The following is a 20518-nucleotide window of genomic DNA, read 5'->3' as shown; positions in this document are numbered from 1 at the left end:
GTTCTCCTGATTAGAAGCGCGCCACACCAAAGCTGTTGGGCTGCAATGGCCGCACCTCAGCCTCATGACAAATATCCAGCAGAAAACCGAGCAAGGTCCGTGTATCCCGAGGGTCAATCAGCCCGTCGTCCCACAGGTTCGCGCTGCCATACAGCGCGGTGGACTGGCTGTCGAGCTTCTGCGCAGTGACCTGTTCCAGCATGTCCAGCACCTTGGGGTCCGGCACCAGGCCGTCCTTCAATTGCTTGGCCTCTGTCACGATGCGCAGCACCTTGCCGGCCTGGGCACCGCCCATCACCGCCGTGCGGCTGTTGGGCCAGGCGAAGATAAAGCGCGGGTCCAGGCCGCGACCGCACATCGCATAGTTACCGGCACCGTAGGAACCGCCGACCACAATGGTCAGTTTAGGCACCCGTGCATTGGCCACCGCCTGGATCATCTTCGCGCCGTGCTTGATCACGCCTTGCTGCTCCGACTCGGTGCCCACCATGAAGCCGGTGGTGTTGTGCAGGAACAGTAGCGGCGTGCGGCTCTGGTCGCACAGTTGGATAAATTGCGCGGCCTTGCTCGCCCCCTTCGGTGTGATAGGGCCGTTGTTGCCGATCACGCCGACGGCGCGGCCCTGGAGGTGCATGTGGCCGCAGACGGTGTGGGCGTCGAACTCGCCCTTGAACTCGAGGAAGTGCGAGCCGTCGGCCAGGCGCGCGAGGATTTCGCGGACGTCGTAGGGCTTTTTCGGGTCGTCCGGGATCAGGCCCAGCAGCTCTTCGATGGGGTACAGCGGTTCTGCGTAGGCACGTTTCAGCGTCTGTGGCAGGCGATCATTCCAGGGCAACAGGCCGACAATTTCGCGCGCGATGCGCACGCCGTCCGCATCGTTTTCCGCCAGGTATTCGGCGGTGCCGGCGGTTTGTGCGTGCATCTCGGCACCGCCCAGTTCTTCATCGGTCGCCACTTCGCCGGTCGCGGCCTTGAGCAACGGCGGGCCGGCGAGGAACAGTTTGGCCCGGCCGCGCACCACCACCACGTAATCCGACAACCCCGGTTGATACGCGCCGCCGGCCGTGGCCGAGCCATGCACCACGGTGATCTGCGGCAGGCCCATGGCCGACATGCGCGCCTGGTTGGCGAAGCTGCGCGCACCTTCGACGAAGATCTCGGCAGCATAGTTGAGGTTTGCACCGCCGCTTTCGGCGAGGGTCACCACTGGCAGTTTGTTCTCCAGGGCGATTTGTTGCAGGCGCAGGGATTTCTTCAGGCCGGTGGGGGAAATGGTGCCGCCCTTGATCGCGCTGTTATTGGCCACCACCAGCATGCGCACGCCGCTGACGTAGCCGATGCCGGCGATCAACCCACCACCGGCGGCGCTGCCGTCCTTGTCGTCGTGCAGCTTGTAGCCGGCCAGGCTGGCCAGTTCCAGGAACGGCGCACCAGGGTCCAGTAGCAGGTTGAGGCGCTCGCGTGGCAGCAGTTGGCCGCGCTTGTCGAACTTGGGCTTGGCGTCCTGCGCCTTGCTCAGCAGGGTGTCTTCCAGTTGGCGCAGTTGGGCGATGGCGGCCAGCATGGCTTCGCGGTTTTGCGCGAATTGGGCGCTGTGGGCGTCGATCAGGGATTCAATCACTGGCATGCTCTATTGCTCCGCCTTGAGCACATCCGGCAAGTAGGCGCGGTGGAAGCCGTTGAAGGGTTCGCTCGGCGCCTGCGCCTTGTGCAACGGCCAGGCGCGGCTGCCCAGGCTGGCGGCGCCGTCGATGCGCAGTGTGCTGCCGCTGATAAAGGCAGCGGCGGGGCTGAGCAGGAACACGATGGCCGCGCTGACTTCCGACTCGGTGCCGATGCGCTTGAGCGGCACATGTTCGCGCAGCGTGGGAATCACCGCCTTGAACGCGCCTTCGTAGGTGTCCATGCCGCTGGAGGCGATCCAGCCCGGCGCCACGGCGTTGACCCGCACGCCGGCATAGCCCCACTCGAACGCGGCGGTCTTGGTGAAGTTGTCCATGCCCGACCGTGCCGCCCCCGAGTGGCCCATGCCGGGCATGCCGCCCCACATGTCGGCGAGCATGTTGACGATGGCGCCGCCGTGCTTGCTCATGGATTGGTTGAACACTTCCCGCGCCACCAGGAAACCGCCGACCAGGTTGGTGCGCAGTACGGTTTCGAAGCCTTTCTGGTTGATTGCGGCCAGTGGCGAGGGGTACTGACCGCCCGCATTGTTGACCAGGCCATGGATCGGACCGTGCGCATGCAGGATGTGTTTGACCAGCGCCTTGACCGCCTCTTCATCGCGGATGTCGCACACCTGCCAATCGGCGTTGCCGCCGTCTTCGGCAATCTCTATCGCGACGTTCTGCAGTTTGTCTGCCTTGCGTCCCACCAGGATCAAGTGAGCGCCTAGGGCCGCCAGTTCATGGGCAGTGCAACGGCCAATGCCGCTGCCACCACCGGTGACTATCACGGTTTGCCCCTGGAACAGGTTGGCTTTGAAGATCGAGTCGAAGGCCACGGCAACGCTCCTGTTATGCGAGTTGATCGGCAATGTGTTGCGGCACGGCAATCGGGATATCCAGCAGTTGCTGGGCGAAGGCTTTGCCCTGCGGGTCGATGCGCAGGCTGGCGATGCCACCGCCGCCCAGCGCGTTTTCCAGCAGGAAGTTGAGGCTGTGGCTGCCGGGCAGATACCAGCGCTCGACGCGGCCGTGCACAGGGTCGAGCACATGGCCCATCCAGTCGACGATCACTGGCGGGGTGAGTGCTTCGGCGATCCATGGCAGGTAGTCGGGATGGCGGGCGATCACGCCGATATTGCTGTGGTTGCCCTTGTCGCCGGAGCGCGCCACGGCCAGTTTCACCAATGGCACGCTGGCGTCGGCGCGACCTTGGGGCTTGGGCGGATCGATGGACGCATCGGGCAGGCGCGGGGTGTCGGCAGGTGGCAGTGCGCAGGGGTGGCGCTCGCCCTGGAAGTCGATGGCCAGGTCACAGGCCGTTTTATCGATCAGGAACGAAAACAGTCGGATCAACGGGTACACCGTCGGCCGTCCGCCGACGATGCCGGTCAGGCCCGGCGCCATGCCGGTCGCGGCTTGGGCAATCTCACGGGCGAACAGCACCAGTGCGTGTTTGTTGGGGTGACGCACCGCCAGTTTCACCACCACTTCGCGGCAGTCCTGGCGCCTGGCGTGGGCGCCGTAGGTGGCTTCGCTGCCGAGCAATTCGATGTTCACTTCGGTGTAAGGCGCCCAGCCGCGCTGGCTGAATAGTTCCGAGGTCTTGTTGATGATCGCCTGGCTGACCCGCTCGGCCTTGGCGACCGCGTCGATCCCGGCAATCAGGCAACTGGCGGTGCAGCGGAAACCGTCCGGGTAAGTGGCGCTGACCTTGTACTGGTCGGTAGGTGGCAAGCCCTTGGCGCCGTGCAGGCGTACCTGGTTGTTGCCTTGCTGCTGCAATTTGACCTGGCTGAAATCGCAGATCACATCGGGCAACAGGTAGGCGTGCGGGTCGCCGATTTCATACAGCAGTTGTTCGGCGACGCTGAGTTCGCTGATCAAGCCGCCTGTACCGTCGACCTTGTTGACGGTGAATTGGCCGTCGGCGCTGACTTCGACGATGGGAAAGCCGATGTGCTCGTAGTCCGGTACGTCGCGCCAATCGGTGAAGTTGCCGCCGGTGCACTGCGCGCCGCATTCGATGATATGCCCGGCCAGTGCGGCCTGGGCGAGGCGGCCGTAATCCTGCCAGGACCAGTCGAATTCATGCACCAGCGCCGCGCTGACCACTGCGCTGTCCACCACGCGGCCGGTGATGACGATATCCGCGCCCAGCTTCAGCGCCTGGGTGATGCCGGGTGCGCCCAGGTAGGCGTTAGCGGACACGCACAACGGCGGCAGTGGGCTGCCGTTGAACATGTCGGTGATGCCATGCAGGTGTTTGAGTTGGGGTTGCAGGTCGTCGCCCAGCAGCACGGCGATTTTCAAGGGAATATCGGCTTTGTCGCAGGCCGTTTGCAGGGCGGCGGCGCAGGCTTGGGGGTTGATGCCACCGGCGTTGCTGATCACACGAATGCCCTGGTGCTGGATATCGGCCAGCAGCGGCGTGAGCACTTCGACGAAATCCGTGGCATAGCCGGCCTGGGGATCTTTCATCCGCGCACCGGCCATGATCGACATCGTGACTTCCGCCAGGTAGTCGAACACCAGGTAATCCAGCTGGCCGCCCTGCACCAATTGGGCGGCGGCGGTGCAGGTGTCGCCCCAGAAGGCGCTGGCACAGCCGATACGAACCGTCTTGCTCATGAGAAATCCTTCCTCGAATGGCTGGGGTCGAGACTACCAAGCAAGCGCTTGGTTTGTAAACTGCGGATACAAGTTTCAGCCAAGCGCTTGCTTGGGTGGCCGCCACGGCCTAAATTGCGGGCCAAGACGTCCGTGGAAGTAGAGGAGAGAGGCATGGATGAGCACAAAGCCCTGCGGGTCATGCGCACCATGGTCGATGGCGGCCAATTGACCGACCCCGACAGCGCCCGGGGCAAGCTGCTGCAAACCGCGGCCCATCTGTTTCGCAACAAGGGCTTCGAACGTACCACCGTGCGCGACCTGGCCAGCGCCGTGGGCATCCAGTCCGGCAGTATCTTTCATCACTTCAAGAGCAAGGACGAGATCCTGCGCGCAGTGATGGAAGAAACCATCCACTACAACACCGCGATGATGCGCGCTTCGCTGGAAGAGGCGAGCAACGTGCGCGAACGCGTGCTGGCGCTGATCCGCTGCGAATTGCAGTCGATCATGGGCGGCAGCGGCGAGGCCATGGCGGTGCTGGTGTACGAGTGGCGTTCGTTGTCGGCCGAAGGCCAGGCCCAGGTGCTGGCCCTGCGCGATGTGTACGAGGCGCTCTGGCTGCAAGTGCTGGGGGAGGCCAAGGATGCGGGCTACATCCGTGGGGATGTATTTATCACGCGGCGTTTCCTCACCGGCGCACTGTCCTGGACCACCACCTGGTTTCGCGCCGAGGGCAGCCTGACGCTGGAGCAGTTGGCCGAAGAAGCCCTGCTGATGGTTTTGAAGGCCGATTGAGGCGCAAGCTATTAATTTACCGCTGGAAAGTTGTCTCTCCAGACAAAAACGCCTAGCTTATCGCCATGAGCGTTTTTGAACGGTGCGTGCCTTGATGTTTTCGCCATGGCGGCTGGCTGCAGGACTTACCTTTTGGGCACTGGGCACCGCGTGGTGGATGCCGGCTTCGGCTGCGCAGTTGGTACGCATCGGCGCGGCGCATTTCCCACCCTACACCGTGCGACCGGAGCAGGGTGCCGACACCGGTTTGCTGCCGCAACTAGTCGAAGCCCTGAACGCCGCGCAAACCGACTACCAATTTGTCTTGGTGCCCACCTCCATCCCGCGACGTTTTCGCGATTTCGAGCAGGGCCGCGTGGATATGGCGATCTTCGAAAACCCTGCCTGGGGCTGGCAGGAGATTGCCCACACGTCGGTCGACATGGGCCTGGAAGATGCGGAAATCTTCGTCGCCCAGCGTGAGCCCGGTCGTGACCAAAGTTATTTCGCTGACCTGAGAGGTAAACGCCTGGCGGTGTTCAGCGGTTATCACTACGCCTTCGCCAACTTCAACCCCGACCCCAAGTACATGGCCGAGCACTTCAACGCCACGTTGACCTACTCCCATGACAGCAACCTGCTGATGGTCGCGCGCGGGCGTGCCGATATCGCCTTGGTGACGCGCTCGTACCTGAGTGATTTCATGGTGCGCAATGCGCAGATGGCGGGGCAGTTCCTGGTCTCGGAGCGCATCGACCAGGTGTATCACCACTACGCGTTGTTGCGCCCGAAAGCGCCGATCACGGGGGACGCGTTTGCCGCGTTGCTCAAGCGTTTGCGCGACGATGGCGAGATGCTGAAGATTTTCGAGCCGTACCGCATTGATGTGATGGCGGTGCCCTGAGGCACCACCGGCCCGGCATCACACTCGACGTGCAAACGTATCGCTATGGCTGCCCGACACCTTGCGGCAGTGCACCAGCGCATCACGGATCATGAAGTTCACCAGGGTCGGCGATACGCCCAGTTCCTTGGCGATGTCCTTTTGCGGCACGCCGTGCAGGCGGTACATCTCGAACGCATAGCGGGTACGCTGGGGCAGCTCCGTCAGGGCGTCGGCGATGTTTTCCAGGGTGTTGAAATTGATGTGCGAGGTTTCCGGTGAAGCGCCGTGAATAACCACATTCAAGCCTTCCTCTTCCGTCCCGGAGTATTTCAGCTCCAGGGCCTGCTTGCGGTAGTGATCGATGGCCAAGTTGCGCACGATCTGGAACAGATAACTCAATTGCGCCTTGAACGATGAGGTGATCGTCGGCGCCGATTGCAGCCGGAAGTAGGCGTCCTGCACTACATCCTCGGCGCGGGAGCGACAGCCGGTAATGCGGGCCGCGATCTTCACCAGAATCAGCCGGTTATCGACGAATGCCTGGAGAAGCGGTGAGTCGCACCTGCCTGTGGATACTTGTTCCGTCATGGAAATCACCTTGTCGCAAAAGAGGTTAGGGGAGGGCGTCCTTGCCGGGGCCTCCTACACATCGGGCAACAAATTATGCTGAATGATAATGATTGTCAAATGAGAAGACGAACTAATCTTATGCTTTCTTGTTCGGTGTGAACCACGTCTCGCTTGTACCCGGCGACTAATTATTTGCCGGTGCCGTCCGTTCTTCTGGGTGACAGGTCCGTTAGTAAAACGGCCAAGGATCAGCACCCGCAGGAGGACGAAATGGGTTTCTATCGTGCATACAGCGTGTTTCAGTTTGGAGTCGTCACTCGATGAGTACGCTGACTCGACTGCGGCTGTTCTGCCTGCCCTATTCGGGCGCCAGCGCCATGGTGTATGCGCGTTGGCGCCGGGCGCTGCCTGAGTGGTTGCAGGTATGCCCGCTGGAATTGCCCGGCCGTGGCATGCGCATGGACGAGCCGTTGCAACGCGATATCAAGGCCCTGGCCGCGCAGCTCGCCGATGAAATCAGCCGCGATCTGAACGGTCCCTATGCCCTGTTCGGCCACAGCCTCGGCGGCCTGCTCGCCTTCGAATTGGCCCATGCCTTGAACGCTCGTGGTGTGCCGGCGCCGCTCGCCTTGTTCGCCTCCGGCACAGCCGGGCCAGCCCGTCGTGATGTCAGCGAGTACGCCATCGAAAAGACCGACGACCAATTGATTGCCCGCTTGCGCGAACTGCAAGGCACCACCGAAGAAGCCCTGGCCAACCCCGAGTTGATGCAGTTGATGCTGCCGATCCTGCGTGCCGATTTCCTGCTGTGCGGCAGCTTCACCTACGGCGAGCGTGCGCCGCTGCGCATGCCGATCCATGTGTTCGGCGGCAAGCAGGACAGCGTGCGCGCCGACCAGTTGCTCGACTGGCAACTCGACGCCGCCAGCGGCTTTTCCCTGGACATGTTCGACGGCCACCACTTCTTCCTCGTGCAACACGAAAGCGCCGTGCTGCGCTGCGTGCGGCGCTACGCCGACGAACACCTGGCCCGCTGGCGCAACGACGCGGCGCGGCCACTCGCCGTCGGCTGAACAACCCCCCCGAATTGTTGAATTTCCCGTAAGCCGATTTCAGGCAGGAACCCCATGATGGACGCCTTCGAACTTCCCCGCACCCTGGTCCAGTCCCTTCAACGTCGCGCCGCGCAGACCCCGGACCAGGTTGCCCTGCGCTTCCTCGCCGAATCCGCCGAGCACAGCGTTGTGCTCAGTTACCGCGACCTCGACCAGCGCGCCCGCACCATCGCCGCTGCGTTGCAGGCCAATGCCGAACTGGGCGACCGCGCGGTGTTGTTGTTCCCCAGCGGCGCGGATTATGTCGCGGCGTTCTTTGGTTGCCTGTATGCGGGGGTGATCGCGGTGCCGGCGTATCCGCCGGAGTCCACCCGCCGCCATCACCAGGAGCGCCTGCTGTCGATCATCAGCGATGCCGAGCCGCGCCTGTTGCTGACCATCGCCAGTCTCGCCGATGGCTTGGCGCAGATCGACAACGCGCCGCCGGTCCTAAACGTCGATACCTTGCAGAGCGCTGGCGACTGGACCGCCCCCGACCTGCACCCCGATGACATCGCCTTCCTGCAATACACCTCCGGCTCCACCGCGCTGCCCAAGGGTGTGCAAGTCAGCCACGGCAACCTGGTGGCCAACGAAGTGCTGATCCGGCGCGGTTTCGGCATCGACCTAAACCCCGACGACGTGATCGTCAGCTGGCTGCCGCTGTACCACGACATGGGCCTGATCGGCGGCCTGCTGCAACCGATCTTCAGTGGCGTGCCGTGCGTACTGATGTCGCCGGCCTACTTTCTCGGCCGGCCATTGCGCTGGCTGGAAGCGATCAGCGAATACGGCGGCACCATCAGTGGCGGGCCGGATTTCGCCTATCGCCTCTGCAGTGAGCGGGTCAGCGACTCGGCCCTGGAACGCCTGGACCTGAGCCAGTGGCGCGTGGCGTATTCCGGCTCCGAACCGATCCGCCTCGACACCCTGGAACGCTTCGCCGAGAAGTTCGCCGCCTGTAGTTTTACCCCGAATAATTTCTTCGCCTCCTACGGCCTGGCCGAAGCAACCCTGTTTGTCGCCGGTGGCACTCGTGGCCATGGCATTCCCGCGCTGCGCGTCGACGAGCAGGCCCTGGCCGCCAACCGCGCCGAGCCGGGGCAGGGCAGTGCGATCATGAGTTGCGGCACCAGCCAGCCTGAACACGCTGTGCTGATCGCTGACCCGCACAGCCTCGCCGAACTGCCCGACAACCACGTCGGCGAACTCTGGGCCAGCGGCCCGAGCATCGCCCACGGCTACTGGCGCAACCCCGAGGCCACCGCCAAGACCTTCGTGCAACACGCCGGCCGTACCTGGCTGCGCACTGGCGACCTAGGGTTTATCCGGGACGGCGAGGTGTACATCACCGGCCGCCTCAAGGACCTGCTGATCGTGCGCGGCCACAACCTGTACCCGCAGGACATCGAGCAGACCATCGAACGCGAAGTCGAAGTGGTGCGCAAAGGCCGGGTCGCCGCGTTTGCGGTGAATGATCAGGGCCTGGAAGGCATCGGCATTGCCGCCGAAATCAGCCGCAGCGTGCAGAAAATCCTGCCGCCCGAAGCGCTGATCAAGGCGATCCGCCAGGCCGTCGCCGAGGCGTACCAGGAGGCGCCGAGCGTGGTGGTACTGCTCAACCCCGGCGCGTTGCCGAAGACTTCCAGCGGCAAGGTGCAACGCGCGGCGTGTGCGCTTCGTCACAAGGACGGCAGTCTCGACCGCTATGCGCAGTTCCCCGATCTGCAAGCGCAGGCGCGCACTGGGGCGCTGGAATCCGACCTGCAAAACCAGATCGCCGCGATCTGGTGCGAACAGTTGCAGGTCGCGACCGTTGCGGCCGATGACCACTTCTTCCTGCTCGGCGGTAACTCCATCAGCGCCACCCAAGTGGTCGCGCGCCTGCGTGAAACCCTTGGCCTGGAGCTGAGCCTGCACCTGCTGTTCGAAGCGCCGACCCTGCAAGGTTTTGCCGCGACTGTCGCGCAATTGCAGCAGGATGGCGGCGTCGCCCAAGGCGTGATCCACCACCTGTCCCGTCACGAGGAACTGCCCCAATCCCTGGCACAGAACCGCCTGTGGATCACCTGGCAACTGGACCCGCAGAGCAGCGCCTACACCATCCCTGGTGCCCTGCGCCTGCGCGGTGAGTTAGACGAAGACGCGGTGCGCGCAAGCTTCCAGCAGTTGATCCAGCGCCACGAAGCCCTGCGCACGCGCTTCTACGAACGCGACGGCCAGGCTTTCCAGCGGATCGCTGCCAAGGCCGATTTCGACCTGCAGATCATCGACCTCAGCGACCTGCCCGCAGCCGAGCGTGAAGGCCGTGCGCAACAGATCCGCGAAGACGAAGCGCGCACCCAGTTCGACCTGGAAAAAGGCCCGCTGCTGTGGGTGACCCTGGTGCGCCTGGACGATGAAGACCACCAACTGTTGGTGACCCTGCACCACATCATCGCCGACGGCTGGTCGCTGAATATCCTTATCGATGAATTCTCACGCCTCTACGCCGCCGCTGCCCAGGGCCAGACTCTGGCGTTGCCGCCCCTGGCCCTGCACTACGCCGACTACGGCAGTTGGCAGCGCCAATGGCTGGCCGAAGGCGAAGGCCAGCGCCAACTGGCGTACTGGAAAACGCAACTGGGTGAAGAACACCCGAGCCTGAGCCTGGCCACCGACCATCCGCGCTCGGCACACCACCGCCATACGGCCTCGCGCCATAGCGTGCGCTTGGGTGCGAGCCTCAGCGAAGCCATTCGCCAGACCGCCCAGGCCAACGAATCCACGCCCTTCATGCTGTTGCTGGCAGCGTTCCAGAGCCTGCTCTACCGCTACAGCGGCCAGCGCGATATCCGCATCGGCGTGCCCAACGCCAACCGCCCGCGCCAGGAAACCCAAGGCCTGGTCGGCTTCTTCATCAACACCCTAGTGCTTCGTGCGGAGCTGGATGGGCGCCTGCCGTTCAACGAGCTGTTGGCCGCAACGCGCCAGACGGCCTTGGGCGCCCAGGCCCATCAGGACCTGCCGTTCGAGCAACTGTTGGAAGCTTTCCCGCAAGCCCGCGAACAGGGCCTGTTCCAGGTCATGTTCAACCACCAGCAACGCGACCTCAGTGCCTTGCGCCGCCTGCCGGGTATGCTCGCCGACGAGCTGCCGTGGCACAGCCGTGAAGCCAAGTTTGACCTGCAACTGCACACCGAAGAGGACCGCAACGGGCGCTTGAGCCTGTCGTTCGACTACGCCGATGAGCTGTTCGAAAACGCGACTATCCAGCGCCTGGCCGAGCACTACATCAACCTGTTGCACGCTGTCTGCGAACAGCCCCAGCAAGCCATCGGCGACCTCATGCTGATGCAGCACGACGAACAGGCGCGTTACAGCGAAGCCCCCTGCGCGCCGGCTCAACAGTGGCTGCCCGACCTGCTCAGCCAGCAGACTTCAGACCACACCGCGCTGGTCTGGGACGGCGGCAGCCTGACCTTCGCCCAACTGCACACCCAGGCCAACCGTCTGGCCCATTACCTGCGCGACAAAGGCGTCGGCCCGGACGTGTGCGTGGCCATCGCCGCCGAGCGTTCGCCGCAACTGTTGATAGGCCTGCTGGCGATCATCAAGGCTGGCGGTGCCTATGTCCCCCTCGACCCGGACTACCCCGCCGAACGCCTGGCCTACATGCTCAAGGACAGCGGCGTCCACCTGCTGCTGACCCAGACCGCCCTGCTGGAGCAAGTGCCGAATGCAGAAGGCGTGTGCGTGATCGCCATGGACAGCCTGCACCTCGACAGCTGGCCGACCCAGCCGCCCGGCCTGCACCTGCACGGCGATAACCTTGCCTATGTGATCTACACCTCCGGTTCCACCGGCCAGCCCAAAGGCGTGGGCAATACCCATGCGGCATTGGCCGAGCGCTTGCAGTGGATGCAGGCCACTTATCAACTCGACGCCAGCGATGTGCTGATGCAAAAGGCGCCGATCAGTTTTGACGTGTCGGTGTGGGAATGCTTCTGGCCGCTGATCAGCGGTTGCCGCCTGGTGCTGGCCGGCCCCGGCGAGCATCGCGACCCGCACCGCATCGCGCAGTTGGTGCAGGCGCACGGCGTGACCACGCTGCACTTTGTGCCGCCGTTGTTGCAGCTGTTTGTCGATGAACCGCTGGTGGCCGAATGCACCAGCCTGCGCCGCCTGTTCTCCGGTGGCGAAGCCTTGCCTGCCGAGCTGCGCAACCGCGTGTTGGCCCAGTTGCCGGCGGTGCAATTGCACAACCGCTATGGCCCGACCGAAACCGCAATCAACGTGACCCACTGGCACTGCCGCGCCGAGGATGGCGAACGCTCGCCGATTGGCCGTCCGCTGGGCAATGTGATCTGCCGTGTGCTGGACGAGCAGCTCAACCCCGTGCCCGTTGGCGTGCCAGGTGAGCTGTGCATCGGCGGTATCGGCCTGGCGCGGGGTTACCTCGGCCGTCCTGGGTTGACCGCTGAGCGCTTTGTCGCCGACCACCAAGGAACGCGCCTGTACCGCACCGGCGACCGTGCCCGCTGGAACGCCGACGGTGTGCTTGAGTACCTCGGCCGTCTCGACCAACAGGTCAAGCTGCGCGGTTTCCGCGTGGAACCGGAGGAAATCGAAGCGCGCCTGCTCGCCCTGGACGGCATCGCCCAGGCCGTGGTACTGGTGCGTGACGCCCAGTTGATCGGCTACTACACCGCCCATGCCGAACTGGGCGAACAGCAGGTCAAGAGCGCCCTGGCCGCCGAACTGCCGGAGTACATGGTGCCGGCGCTGCTGATGCGCCTGGACGCCATGCCGTTGAGCCCCAGCGGCAAGCTCGACCGCCGCGCGTTGCCGGAGCCGGTGTGGCAAACCCGTGAGCACGTCGAGCCTGAAACGCCGCTGCAACAGCAGATCGCCGAGATCTGGTGCGAAGTCCTTGGTCTGCCGAAAATCGGCCTGCACGATGACTTCTTCGCCCTGGGCGGCCACTCGCTGCTGGCTACGCAAATCATCTCCCGCACCCGCCAGGCGTGTGACGTCGAGTTGCCGTTGCGCACCTTGTTCGAAGCCAGCGAGTTGGGCGCTTTTGCCGAACAGGTCGGGCTGATCCAGGCGTCGGGGCAACGCAACCAACAAACCGCCATCGCCAAGGTCGACCGCAGCCAGCCGGTGCCGTTGTCCTATTCCCAGCAGCGCATGTGGTTCCTCTGGCAGATGGAGCCGGACAGCCCGGCCTACAACGTCGGTGGCATGGCGCGCTTGCGTGGCGTGCTGGACGTGGGGCGTTTCGAGGCGGCGTTGCAAGCGCTGATCATGCGGCACGAAACCCTGCGCACCACCTTTCCGAGTATCGACGGTGTGGCTTATCAGAAGGTCTCGACGCAGACCGGCCTGCGCATGGACTGGCAGGACTTCTCCGCGTTGGACGAAAGCGAACGCCAGCAGCGCTTGCAGCAACTGGCCGATCACGAGGCGCATACGCCGTTCAACCTGGAAACCGGGCCGTTGCTGCGCGCCTGCCTGGTCAAGGCCGCCGAGCGCGAACATTACCTGGTGTTGACCCTGCACCATATCGTCACCGAAGGCTGGGCCATGGACATCTTTGCCCGTGAACTCAGCGCGTTGTACGAAGCCTTTATCGACGAACGCCTGTCGCCGCTGGCGCCGTTGCCGGTGCAGTACCTCGACTACAGCGTGTGGCAGCGCCAGTGGATGGAAGCGGGTGAACGTCAGCGCCAGTTGGATTACTGGACTCGGCAACTGGGCACCGAACATCCGCTGCTCGAACTGCCTGGCGACCGTCCACGTCCGCCGGTGCAAAGCCATCGGGGCGAGTTGTACCGCTTCGATTTGAGCGATGACCTGGCCGCCCGCGTGCGTGCTTTCAACGCCGAACACGGCCTGACCCTGTTCATGACCATGACCGCCACCCTGGCCGTGTTGCTCTACCGCTACAGCGGCCAGACCGACCTGCGCATCGGCGCGCCCGTGGCCAACCGCATCCGCCCGGAAAGCGAAGGGCTGATCGGTGCGTTCCTCAACACCCAGGTGCTGCGTTGCCAGCTCAATGGGCAGATGAACGTGGCTGAACTGTTCGACCAGGTGCGCCACACTGTGATCGAAGGCCAATCCCATCAGGATTTGCCCTTCGACCACTTGGTGGAAGCCCTGCAACCGCCGCGCAGCGCGGCCTACAACCCACTGTTCCAGGTGATGTGCAACGTGCAGCGCTGGGAATTCCAGCAGAACCGCCAACTGGCTGGCATGACCGTCGAGTACCTGGCCAACGATGCGCGGGCGACCAAGTTCGACCTCAACCTGGAAGTCACCGACCTTGACCATCGTCTGGGTTGCTGCCTGACCTACAGCACCGATTTGTTTGACGAGCCGCGCATTGCGCGCATGGCGGAACATTGGCGCAATCTGTTGGAAGCGCTGATCGCCAGTCCCGAGCAGCGCCTGAGCGAATTGCCGTTGCTCAGCGCCACGGAACAGCGCGCGTTGCAGGACAGCCTGGGCGTCGAAGCGGGCGAGCACCGCCTTGATCAGTGCATTCACACGCTGTTCAGTCAGCAGGCGAAAGCCCGTGGCGATGCACCCGCGTTGACCTTCGCCGGCGTGACCCTCAGCTACCGCGAACTGGACGCCCGCGCCAACCGCCTGGCCTGGATGCTGCGCGAGCGTGGCGTCGGCCCGCAAGTGCGTGTGGGGTTGGCACTGCCACGTTCCCTGGAAATGGTCATCGGCCTGCTGGCGATCCTCAAGGCCGGCGGCGCCTATGTGCCGCTGGACCCGGAATACCCGCTGGACCGCCTGCATTACATGATCGAAGACAGCGGCATCGGCCTGCTGCTCAGCGACGCAGCGATGTTCGAAGCGCTGGGCGAATTGCCGGCGACCGTGGCGTGCTGGTGCCTGGAAGATGATTTGCCGGTACTCGCCAACTATCCGTCCGATGAGCTGCCGTTTATCAGCCTGCCGCACCATCAGGCGTACTTGATCTACACCTCCGGCTCTACCGGCAAGCCCAAGGGCGTGGTGGTGGCCCACGGTGAAATCGCCATGCATTGCGCGGCGGTGATCGAGCGGTTCGGCATGCGCCCGGACGACTGTGAGCTGCACTTCTATTCGATCAACTTCGACGCCGCCACCGAGCGCCTGTTGGTGCCGTTGCTCAGCGGTGCGCAGGTGGTGTTGCGGGCCCAGGGCCAGTGGGATGCAGAAGAAATCTGCGGGCTGATCCGCAGCTATCGCATCACTATCCTGGGCTTTACGCCGAGCTACGGCAGCCAGTTGGCGCAATGGCTGGCGACCCAGCAGCAGACGTTGCCGGTACGCATGTGCATCACCGGCGGCGAGGCGCTGACCGGCGAACACTTGCAGCGCATCCGCGCCGCGTTCCAGCCGCAGGTGTTCTTCAACGCCTATGGCCCGACTGAAACTGTGGTGATGCCACTGGCCAGCCTCGCGCCCGAGCAGTTGGAGGAGGGCGCGGCCAGCGTACCGATCGGGAGCATCATCGGTGAGCGCGTGGCCTATATTCTCGATGCCGACATGGCATTGGTGCCGCAAGGGGCGACCGGCGAGTTGTTCGTCGGTGGCGCCGGCCTGGCCCAGGGTTATCACCAGCGTCCGGGCATGACCGCCGAGCGTTTTGTCGCGGACCCGTTTGCGAGCAACGGTGCGCGCCTGTACCGCACCGGTGACCTGGTGCGCCAACGCGCCGATGGCCTGGTAGAGTACCTGGGGCGTATCGACCATCAGGTGAAGATCCGCGGCTTCCGTATCGAACTGGGCGAGATCGAAACCCGCCTGCTGGAACATGAATCCGTGCGTGAAGCGGTGGTGCTGGCGCTGGATTCGCCGAGTGGCAAGCAGCTGGTGGCGTACCTGGTCAGCGATGCCGAGCACGGCGCATTGCGCGATGCGCTCAAGGCGCATCTCAAGGCGCAACTGCCGGACTACATGGTGCCCGCACACCTGATCGTGCTCGACAGCATGCCGCTGACCTCCAACGGTAAACTCGACCGGCGTGCGTTGCCGCAACCGGATCCCGAGGCGAATCGCCAGACCTATGTTGCACCACGCAACGAGCTTGAGCAGACGTTGGCCGCGATCTGGTGTGCGGTGCTGAATGTGCAGCAAGTCGGCCTGGACGATAACTTCTTTGAACTGGGTGGCGACTCGATCCTGTCGATCCAAGTGGTCAGCCGTGCGCGGCAGGCCGGGATTCATTTCAGCCCCCGCGACCTGTTCCAGCACCAGACCGTGCAAACCCTGGCCGCCGTGGCCTCGCGCTCCGAGCAGATCACCGCCGAGCAAGGCGTACTCACCGGCAGCTCGGGCCTCACGCCGATCCAGCACTGGTTCTTCGACAACGAGATCCCTAACCGTCAGCATTGGAACCAGGCGCTGGTTCTCAAGCCCCTGCAACTGCTGCAACCCCATCGTCTGGAGCAAGCGCTGCTGGCGGTGCTGGAACACCACGATGCACTGCGCCTGAGCTTCTCCCAGCGCGACGCGCGGTGGCACGCCGAGCATCTGGCCGTGCCGGAAGGCGGCGTGCTGATGCAGGCGCAAGTGCGTGATATGGCGCAGTGCACCGCGCTGTTCACCGACACCCAGCGCAGCCTCGACCTGCAACACGGCCCGCTGCTGCGCGCCTTGCTGGTGGACGGTCCCGAAGGGCAGCAACGCCTGCTGATCGCGATCCATCACCTGGTGGTGGATGGCGTGTCCTGGCGCGTCCTGCTCGAAGACCTGCAAACGGTCTACCGCCAACTGAGTGACGGCCAATCGGTCAGCCTGCCGGCCAAGACCAGTGCCCTGCGTGATTGGGCTGTGCGTTTGCAGGCGTATGCCGGCAGCGAATCCCTGCGTGAAGAATTGAGCCTCTGGCAGGACCAATTGGCCGGACCGGAAGTGGGGTTGCCGGTGACTCGCCCGCACGGTTCGTTGCGCAACCGCGATGCCGACACCGTCAGCGTGCGCCTGGATGCCGAACACGCCCGCCAGTTGCTGCAACAGGCCCCGAGTGCCTATCGCACCCAGGTCAATGACCTGCTGCTGACCGCCCTGGCCCGTGTGCTGTGCCGCTGGACTGGCCATGCTTCGGCACTGATCCAGCTGGAAGGCCACGGCCGTGAAAGCCTGTTTGATGACATCGACCTGACCCGCAGCGTCGGCTGGTTCACCAGTGCCTACCCGCTGCGCCTGACCCCGCATGCCGGGCAGGGCGATTCGATCAAGGCGATCAAGGAGCAACTGCGCGGCGTGCCGCATAAAGGCCTGGGTTATGGCGTGCTGCGCTACCTGGCCGATGATGTGTGCAAGCACAGCATGGCCGCCTTGCCGAGCGCGCAGGTCACCTTCAACTACCTCGGCCAGTTCGACCAGAGCTTCGGCGCCGATGCGCTGTTCCACCCGCTGGATGAATCCGCGGGCCTGGCCCATGACCCGGACGCGCCACTGCCCAACGAGCTGAGCATCGACAGCCAGGTGTACGGCGGCGAACTGGTGCTGCGCTGGACCTTCAGCCGCGAACGCCATGATCAACAGAGCATCCGTGAACTGGCAGATGCCTATCTCGCTGAGCTGCAAAGCCTGGTCGCGCATTGCCTGCAGGACGATGCCGGTGGCCTCACGCCGTCCGACTTCCCGCTGGCGCACCTGACCCAGGCGCAACTCGACAACTTGCCGGTGCCCGCCAGTGTCATCGAAGACGTCTACCCGCTGACACCGATGCAGGAAGGCCTGTTGCTGCACACCCTGCTGGAGCCGGGCACCGGCCTCTACTACATGCAGGACCGCTACCGCATCAACAGCGCCCTCGACCCCGAGCGTTTCGCCCAGGCCTGGCAGGCGGTGATCGCCCGTCACGAAGCCTTGCGCGCTTCGTTCTGCTGGAACGTCGGCGAAGACATGCTGCAAGTGATCCACGCACCGGGCAGCACGCCAATTGAATACCTCGACTGGAGTGCTGACCCGGAAAGCGAACATGAGCCGCGCCTGCAAGCACTGCTCAAGCAGGAGCGCGAAGCCGGTTTCGATCTGCTCAACCAGGCCCCGTTCCACCTGCGCCTGATCCGCGTCGGCGCCGAGCGCTACTGGTTCATGATGAGCAACCACCACATCCTCATCGATGCCTGGTGCCGTTCGTTGCTGATGAATGACTTCTTCGAGATCTACATGGCCCTCGGCGAGGGGCGCGAGGCGCAACTGGCCACACCGCCGCGCTATCGCGACTACATTGCCTGGCTGCAACGCCAGAACCTGAGCGAAGCACGTCAGTGGTGGCAGCACAACCTGCAAGGTTTCGAGCGCACCACACCAATCCCGAGTGACCGGCCGTTCCTGCGTGACCACGCCGGCCACGGTGGCATGGTGGTGGGCGACTGCTACACCCGCCTCGATGCCCGCGACGGTGCGCAACTTCGCGAACTGGCCCAGGCCCACCAACTGACGGTCAACACCTTCGCCCAGGCGGCATGGACGCTGGTGCTTCGCCGGCTGAGCGGTGATCGTGATGTGTTGTTCGGCGTCACCGTGGCTGGACGCCCGGTGGAAATGCCCGAGATGCAACGCACCGTCGGCCTGTTCATCAACAGCATCGCGCTGCGGGTAAAACTGCCCGAGGACGACCAGCGTTGCAGCGTGCGCCAGTGGTTGAGCGGCTTGCTCGACAGCAATATGCAACTGCGCGAGTACGAATACCTGCCGCTGGTGACGATTCAGGAACACAGCGAACTGCCCAAGGGCCAGCCGCTGTTCGACAGCCTGTTCGTGTTCGAAAACGCCCCGGTGGAAGTCTCGGTGCTGGACCGTGCACAAAGCCTGAATGCCACCTCGGACTCCGGGCGCACCCACACCAACTTCCCGCTGACGGCCGTGTGCTATCCGGGGGATGACCTGGGGCTGCACCTGTCCTACGACCAGCGCTACTTCGACGAGACCACCGTGCAATCCATGCTCGGCGAGTTCAAGCGCCTGCTGCTGGCGCTGGTGCAGGGCTTCCATGGCGACATGGCGGACTTGCCGTTGATTGGCGAACAGGAGCGCCAGTTCCTGGTGGAGGGCTGCAACCAGAGCGAGCACGCCTATCCGCTGGAGCGCAGCTATGTCGAGTTGTTTGAGGACCAGGTGGCCGCGCATCCGCAGCGCATCGCCGCCAGTTGCCTCGATCAGCAGTGGACCTACGACGAACTGAACCGCCGCAGTAACGGCCTGGGTCATGCGCTGATTGCAGCCGGCGTGGGCCTCGATCAACCGGTGGCGTTGCTGGGCGAACGTAACCTTGACCTGCTGGGCATGATCATCGGCAGCTTCAAGGCCGGTGCCGGCTACCTGCCGCTCGACCCAGGCCTGCCAAGCCAGCGTCTGCGCAGCATCATCGACCTGAGCCGCACGCCGCTGCTGGTGTGCACCGAGGTGTGCCGCGAGCAGGCCATCGAGTTGCTGGACGGCTTCGATTGCCAATTGCTGGTGTGGGAAGAGATACCGGCACGTGGTGAAAACCCGGGAATCTACAGCGGCCCGGACAACCTCGCCTACGTGATCTACACCTCGGGCTCCACCGGCCTGCCCAAGGGCGTGATGGTGGAACAGCGGGGCATGCTCAATAACCAGTTGAGCAAGGTGCCGTACCTGGCCTTGAGTGACGCGGATGTGATCGCGCAGACCGCTTCGCAGAGCTTCGATATTTCTGTGTGGCAGTTCCTCGCCGCACCGTTGTTCGGTGCGCGGGTGGACATCGTGCCGAACACTATCGCGCATGATCCCCAGGGCCTGTTGGAACATGTGCAGGCCCAGGGCATCACCGTGCTGGAAAGCGTGCCGTCGCTGATCCAGGGCATGCTGGCCCAGGATCGTATCGGGTTGGACGGCCTGCGCTGGATGCTGCCGACCGGCGAAGCGATGCCGCCGGAACTGGCGCATCAGTGGTTGCAGCGTTATCCCGAGATCGGGCTGGTGAACGCTTATGGCCCGGCGGAATGCTCGGACGATGTGGCGTTCTACCGTGTCGACCTGGCCTCGACCCGTGGCACCTATCTGCCGATTGGTACACCGACCGACAACAACCGTTTGTACCTGCTGGATGGTGCGTTGGAGCTGGTGCCCCAAGGTGCGGTAGGCGAGTTGTGCGTCGCCGGTACGGGCGTTGGTCGCGGTTATGTCAGTGACCCGCTGCGCACTGCTCCCGTGTTTGTACCCAACCCGTTCGGCGCAGCGGGCGAACGCCTCTACCGCACCGGCGACCTCGCGCGCCGTCGCAGTGACGGTGTGCTGGAATACGTCGGGCGTGTCGACCATCAAGTGAAGATTCGCGGCTACCGCATCGAACTAGGTGAGATCGAAGCGCGCCTGCACGAACAACCAGAGGTGCGCGATGCGGCGGTGGGTGTGCAGGAGGGCGTCAACGGCAAGCATCTGGTCGGCTATCTGGTGGCGGCGGATGAGGCGCTGAACCCAAGCGAACGCCTCGACCGCATCAAGCAACGCCTGCGCGCCGAGCTGCCGGAATACATGGTGCCGCTGCACTGGCTGTGGCTTGAGCGCCTGCCGCTCAACGCCAACGGCAAACTCGACCGCAAGGCCCTGCCGGCGCTGGAGATCGGCCAGTTGCACAGCCAGGACTACCTGGCACCGCGCAATGAGCTGGAAACCACCTTGGCAGACATCTGGGCCGAAGTGCTGAAAGTCGAGCGGGTAGGGGTGCAGGACAACTTCTTCGAACTGGGCGGGCATTCGTTGCTGGCCACGCAGATTGCCTCGCGGGTGCAGAAGACCTTGCAGCGGGATGTGCCGCTGCGGGCGATGTTTGAGTGCAGCACGGTGGCGGAGTTGGCCGAGTATATCGAGGGGTTGGCGGCGAATGAGATCAGTGCCGAGAAGGTGGATCGGTTGAGTGATTTGATGGCGGAGTTGGAGGGGCTTTAATTTTC

General features: G+C 63.9%; 8 protein-coding genes. 4 read left to right on the top strand and 4 right to left on the bottom strand.

Annotated elements, in window-relative coordinates:
• Positions 1–10 precede the first annotated feature (10 nt).
• Genes atuC through M2497_RS22705 form a run of 3 tightly spaced genes read right to left on the bottom strand, consistent with a single transcriptional unit; the run spans position 11 to position 4295 of the window.
• Positions 11–1627 (bottom strand): acyl-CoA carboxylase subunit beta, encoded by a 1617-nt coding sequence (gene atuC / locus M2497_RS22715; protein WP_248483369.1) that lies wholly within the window; start codon positions 1625–1627, stop codon positions 11–13.
• Positions 1628–1630: 3 nt separating this feature from the next.
• The gene (locus M2497_RS22710) at positions 1631–2503 is read right to left on the bottom strand and encodes an SDR family oxidoreductase (protein WP_248483367.1); all 873 of its coding nucleotides are present in this window, start codon (positions 2501–2503) and stop codon (positions 1631–1633) included.
• A gap of 13 nt (positions 2504–2516) precedes the next feature.
• A complete protein-coding gene (locus M2497_RS22705; RefSeq protein WP_248483365.1) occupies positions 2517–4295 on the bottom strand; it encodes an acyclic terpene utilization AtuA family protein in 1779 nt (592 codons plus the stop codon).
• Between the two features lie 153 nt (positions 4296–4448).
• On the opposite strand from M2497_RS22705, the gene M2497_RS22700 reads away from it, so the two are divergent.
• Together M2497_RS22700 and M2497_RS22695 are read left to right on the top strand one after the other, a co-directional pair.
• The gene (locus M2497_RS22700) at positions 4449–5072 is read left to right on the top strand and encodes a TetR/AcrR family transcriptional regulator (protein WP_071489790.1); all 624 of its coding nucleotides are present in this window, start codon (positions 4449–4451) and stop codon (positions 5070–5072) included.
• Between the two features lie 94 nt (positions 5073–5166).
• Positions 5167–5955: a transporter substrate-binding domain-containing protein gene (locus M2497_RS22695; protein WP_248483363.1), complete on the top strand. Its 789-nt coding sequence runs from the start codon at positions 5167–5169 to the stop codon at positions 5953–5955.
• A gap of 18 nt (positions 5956–5973) precedes the next feature.
• Here M2497_RS22695 and M2497_RS22690 read toward each other — a convergent pair whose 3' ends face one another.
• Positions 5974–6525 (bottom strand): RNA polymerase factor sigma-70, encoded by a 552-nt coding sequence (locus tag M2497_RS22690; RefSeq protein WP_005789991.1) that lies wholly within the window; start codon positions 6523–6525, stop codon positions 5974–5976.
• Positions 6526–6827: 302 nt separating this feature from the next.
• On the opposite strand from M2497_RS22690, the gene M2497_RS22685 reads away from it, so the two are divergent.
• Both M2497_RS22685 and M2497_RS22680 read left to right on the top strand, forming a co-directional pair.
• Positions 6828–7580, top strand: a complete 753-nt coding sequence (locus tag M2497_RS22685) for an alpha/beta fold hydrolase (RefSeq protein ID WP_248483361.1) — start codon at positions 6828–6830, stop codon at positions 7578–7580.
• A gap of 54 nt (positions 7581–7634) precedes the next feature.
• Complete coding sequence (locus M2497_RS22680) at positions 7635–20513, top strand: non-ribosomal peptide synthetase (RefSeq protein WP_248483359.1); 12879 nt, start codon at positions 7635–7637, stop codon at positions 20511–20513.
• Positions 20514–20518 lie beyond the last annotated feature (5 nt).

The organism is Pseudomonas sp. CYM-20-01 (assembly GCF_023169845.1).
Taxonomy (GTDB): domain Bacteria; phylum Pseudomonadota; class Gammaproteobacteria; order Pseudomonadales; family Pseudomonadaceae; genus Aquipseudomonas; species Aquipseudomonas azotoformans.
This window is presented reverse-complemented; position numbering and strand designations above follow the sequence as displayed.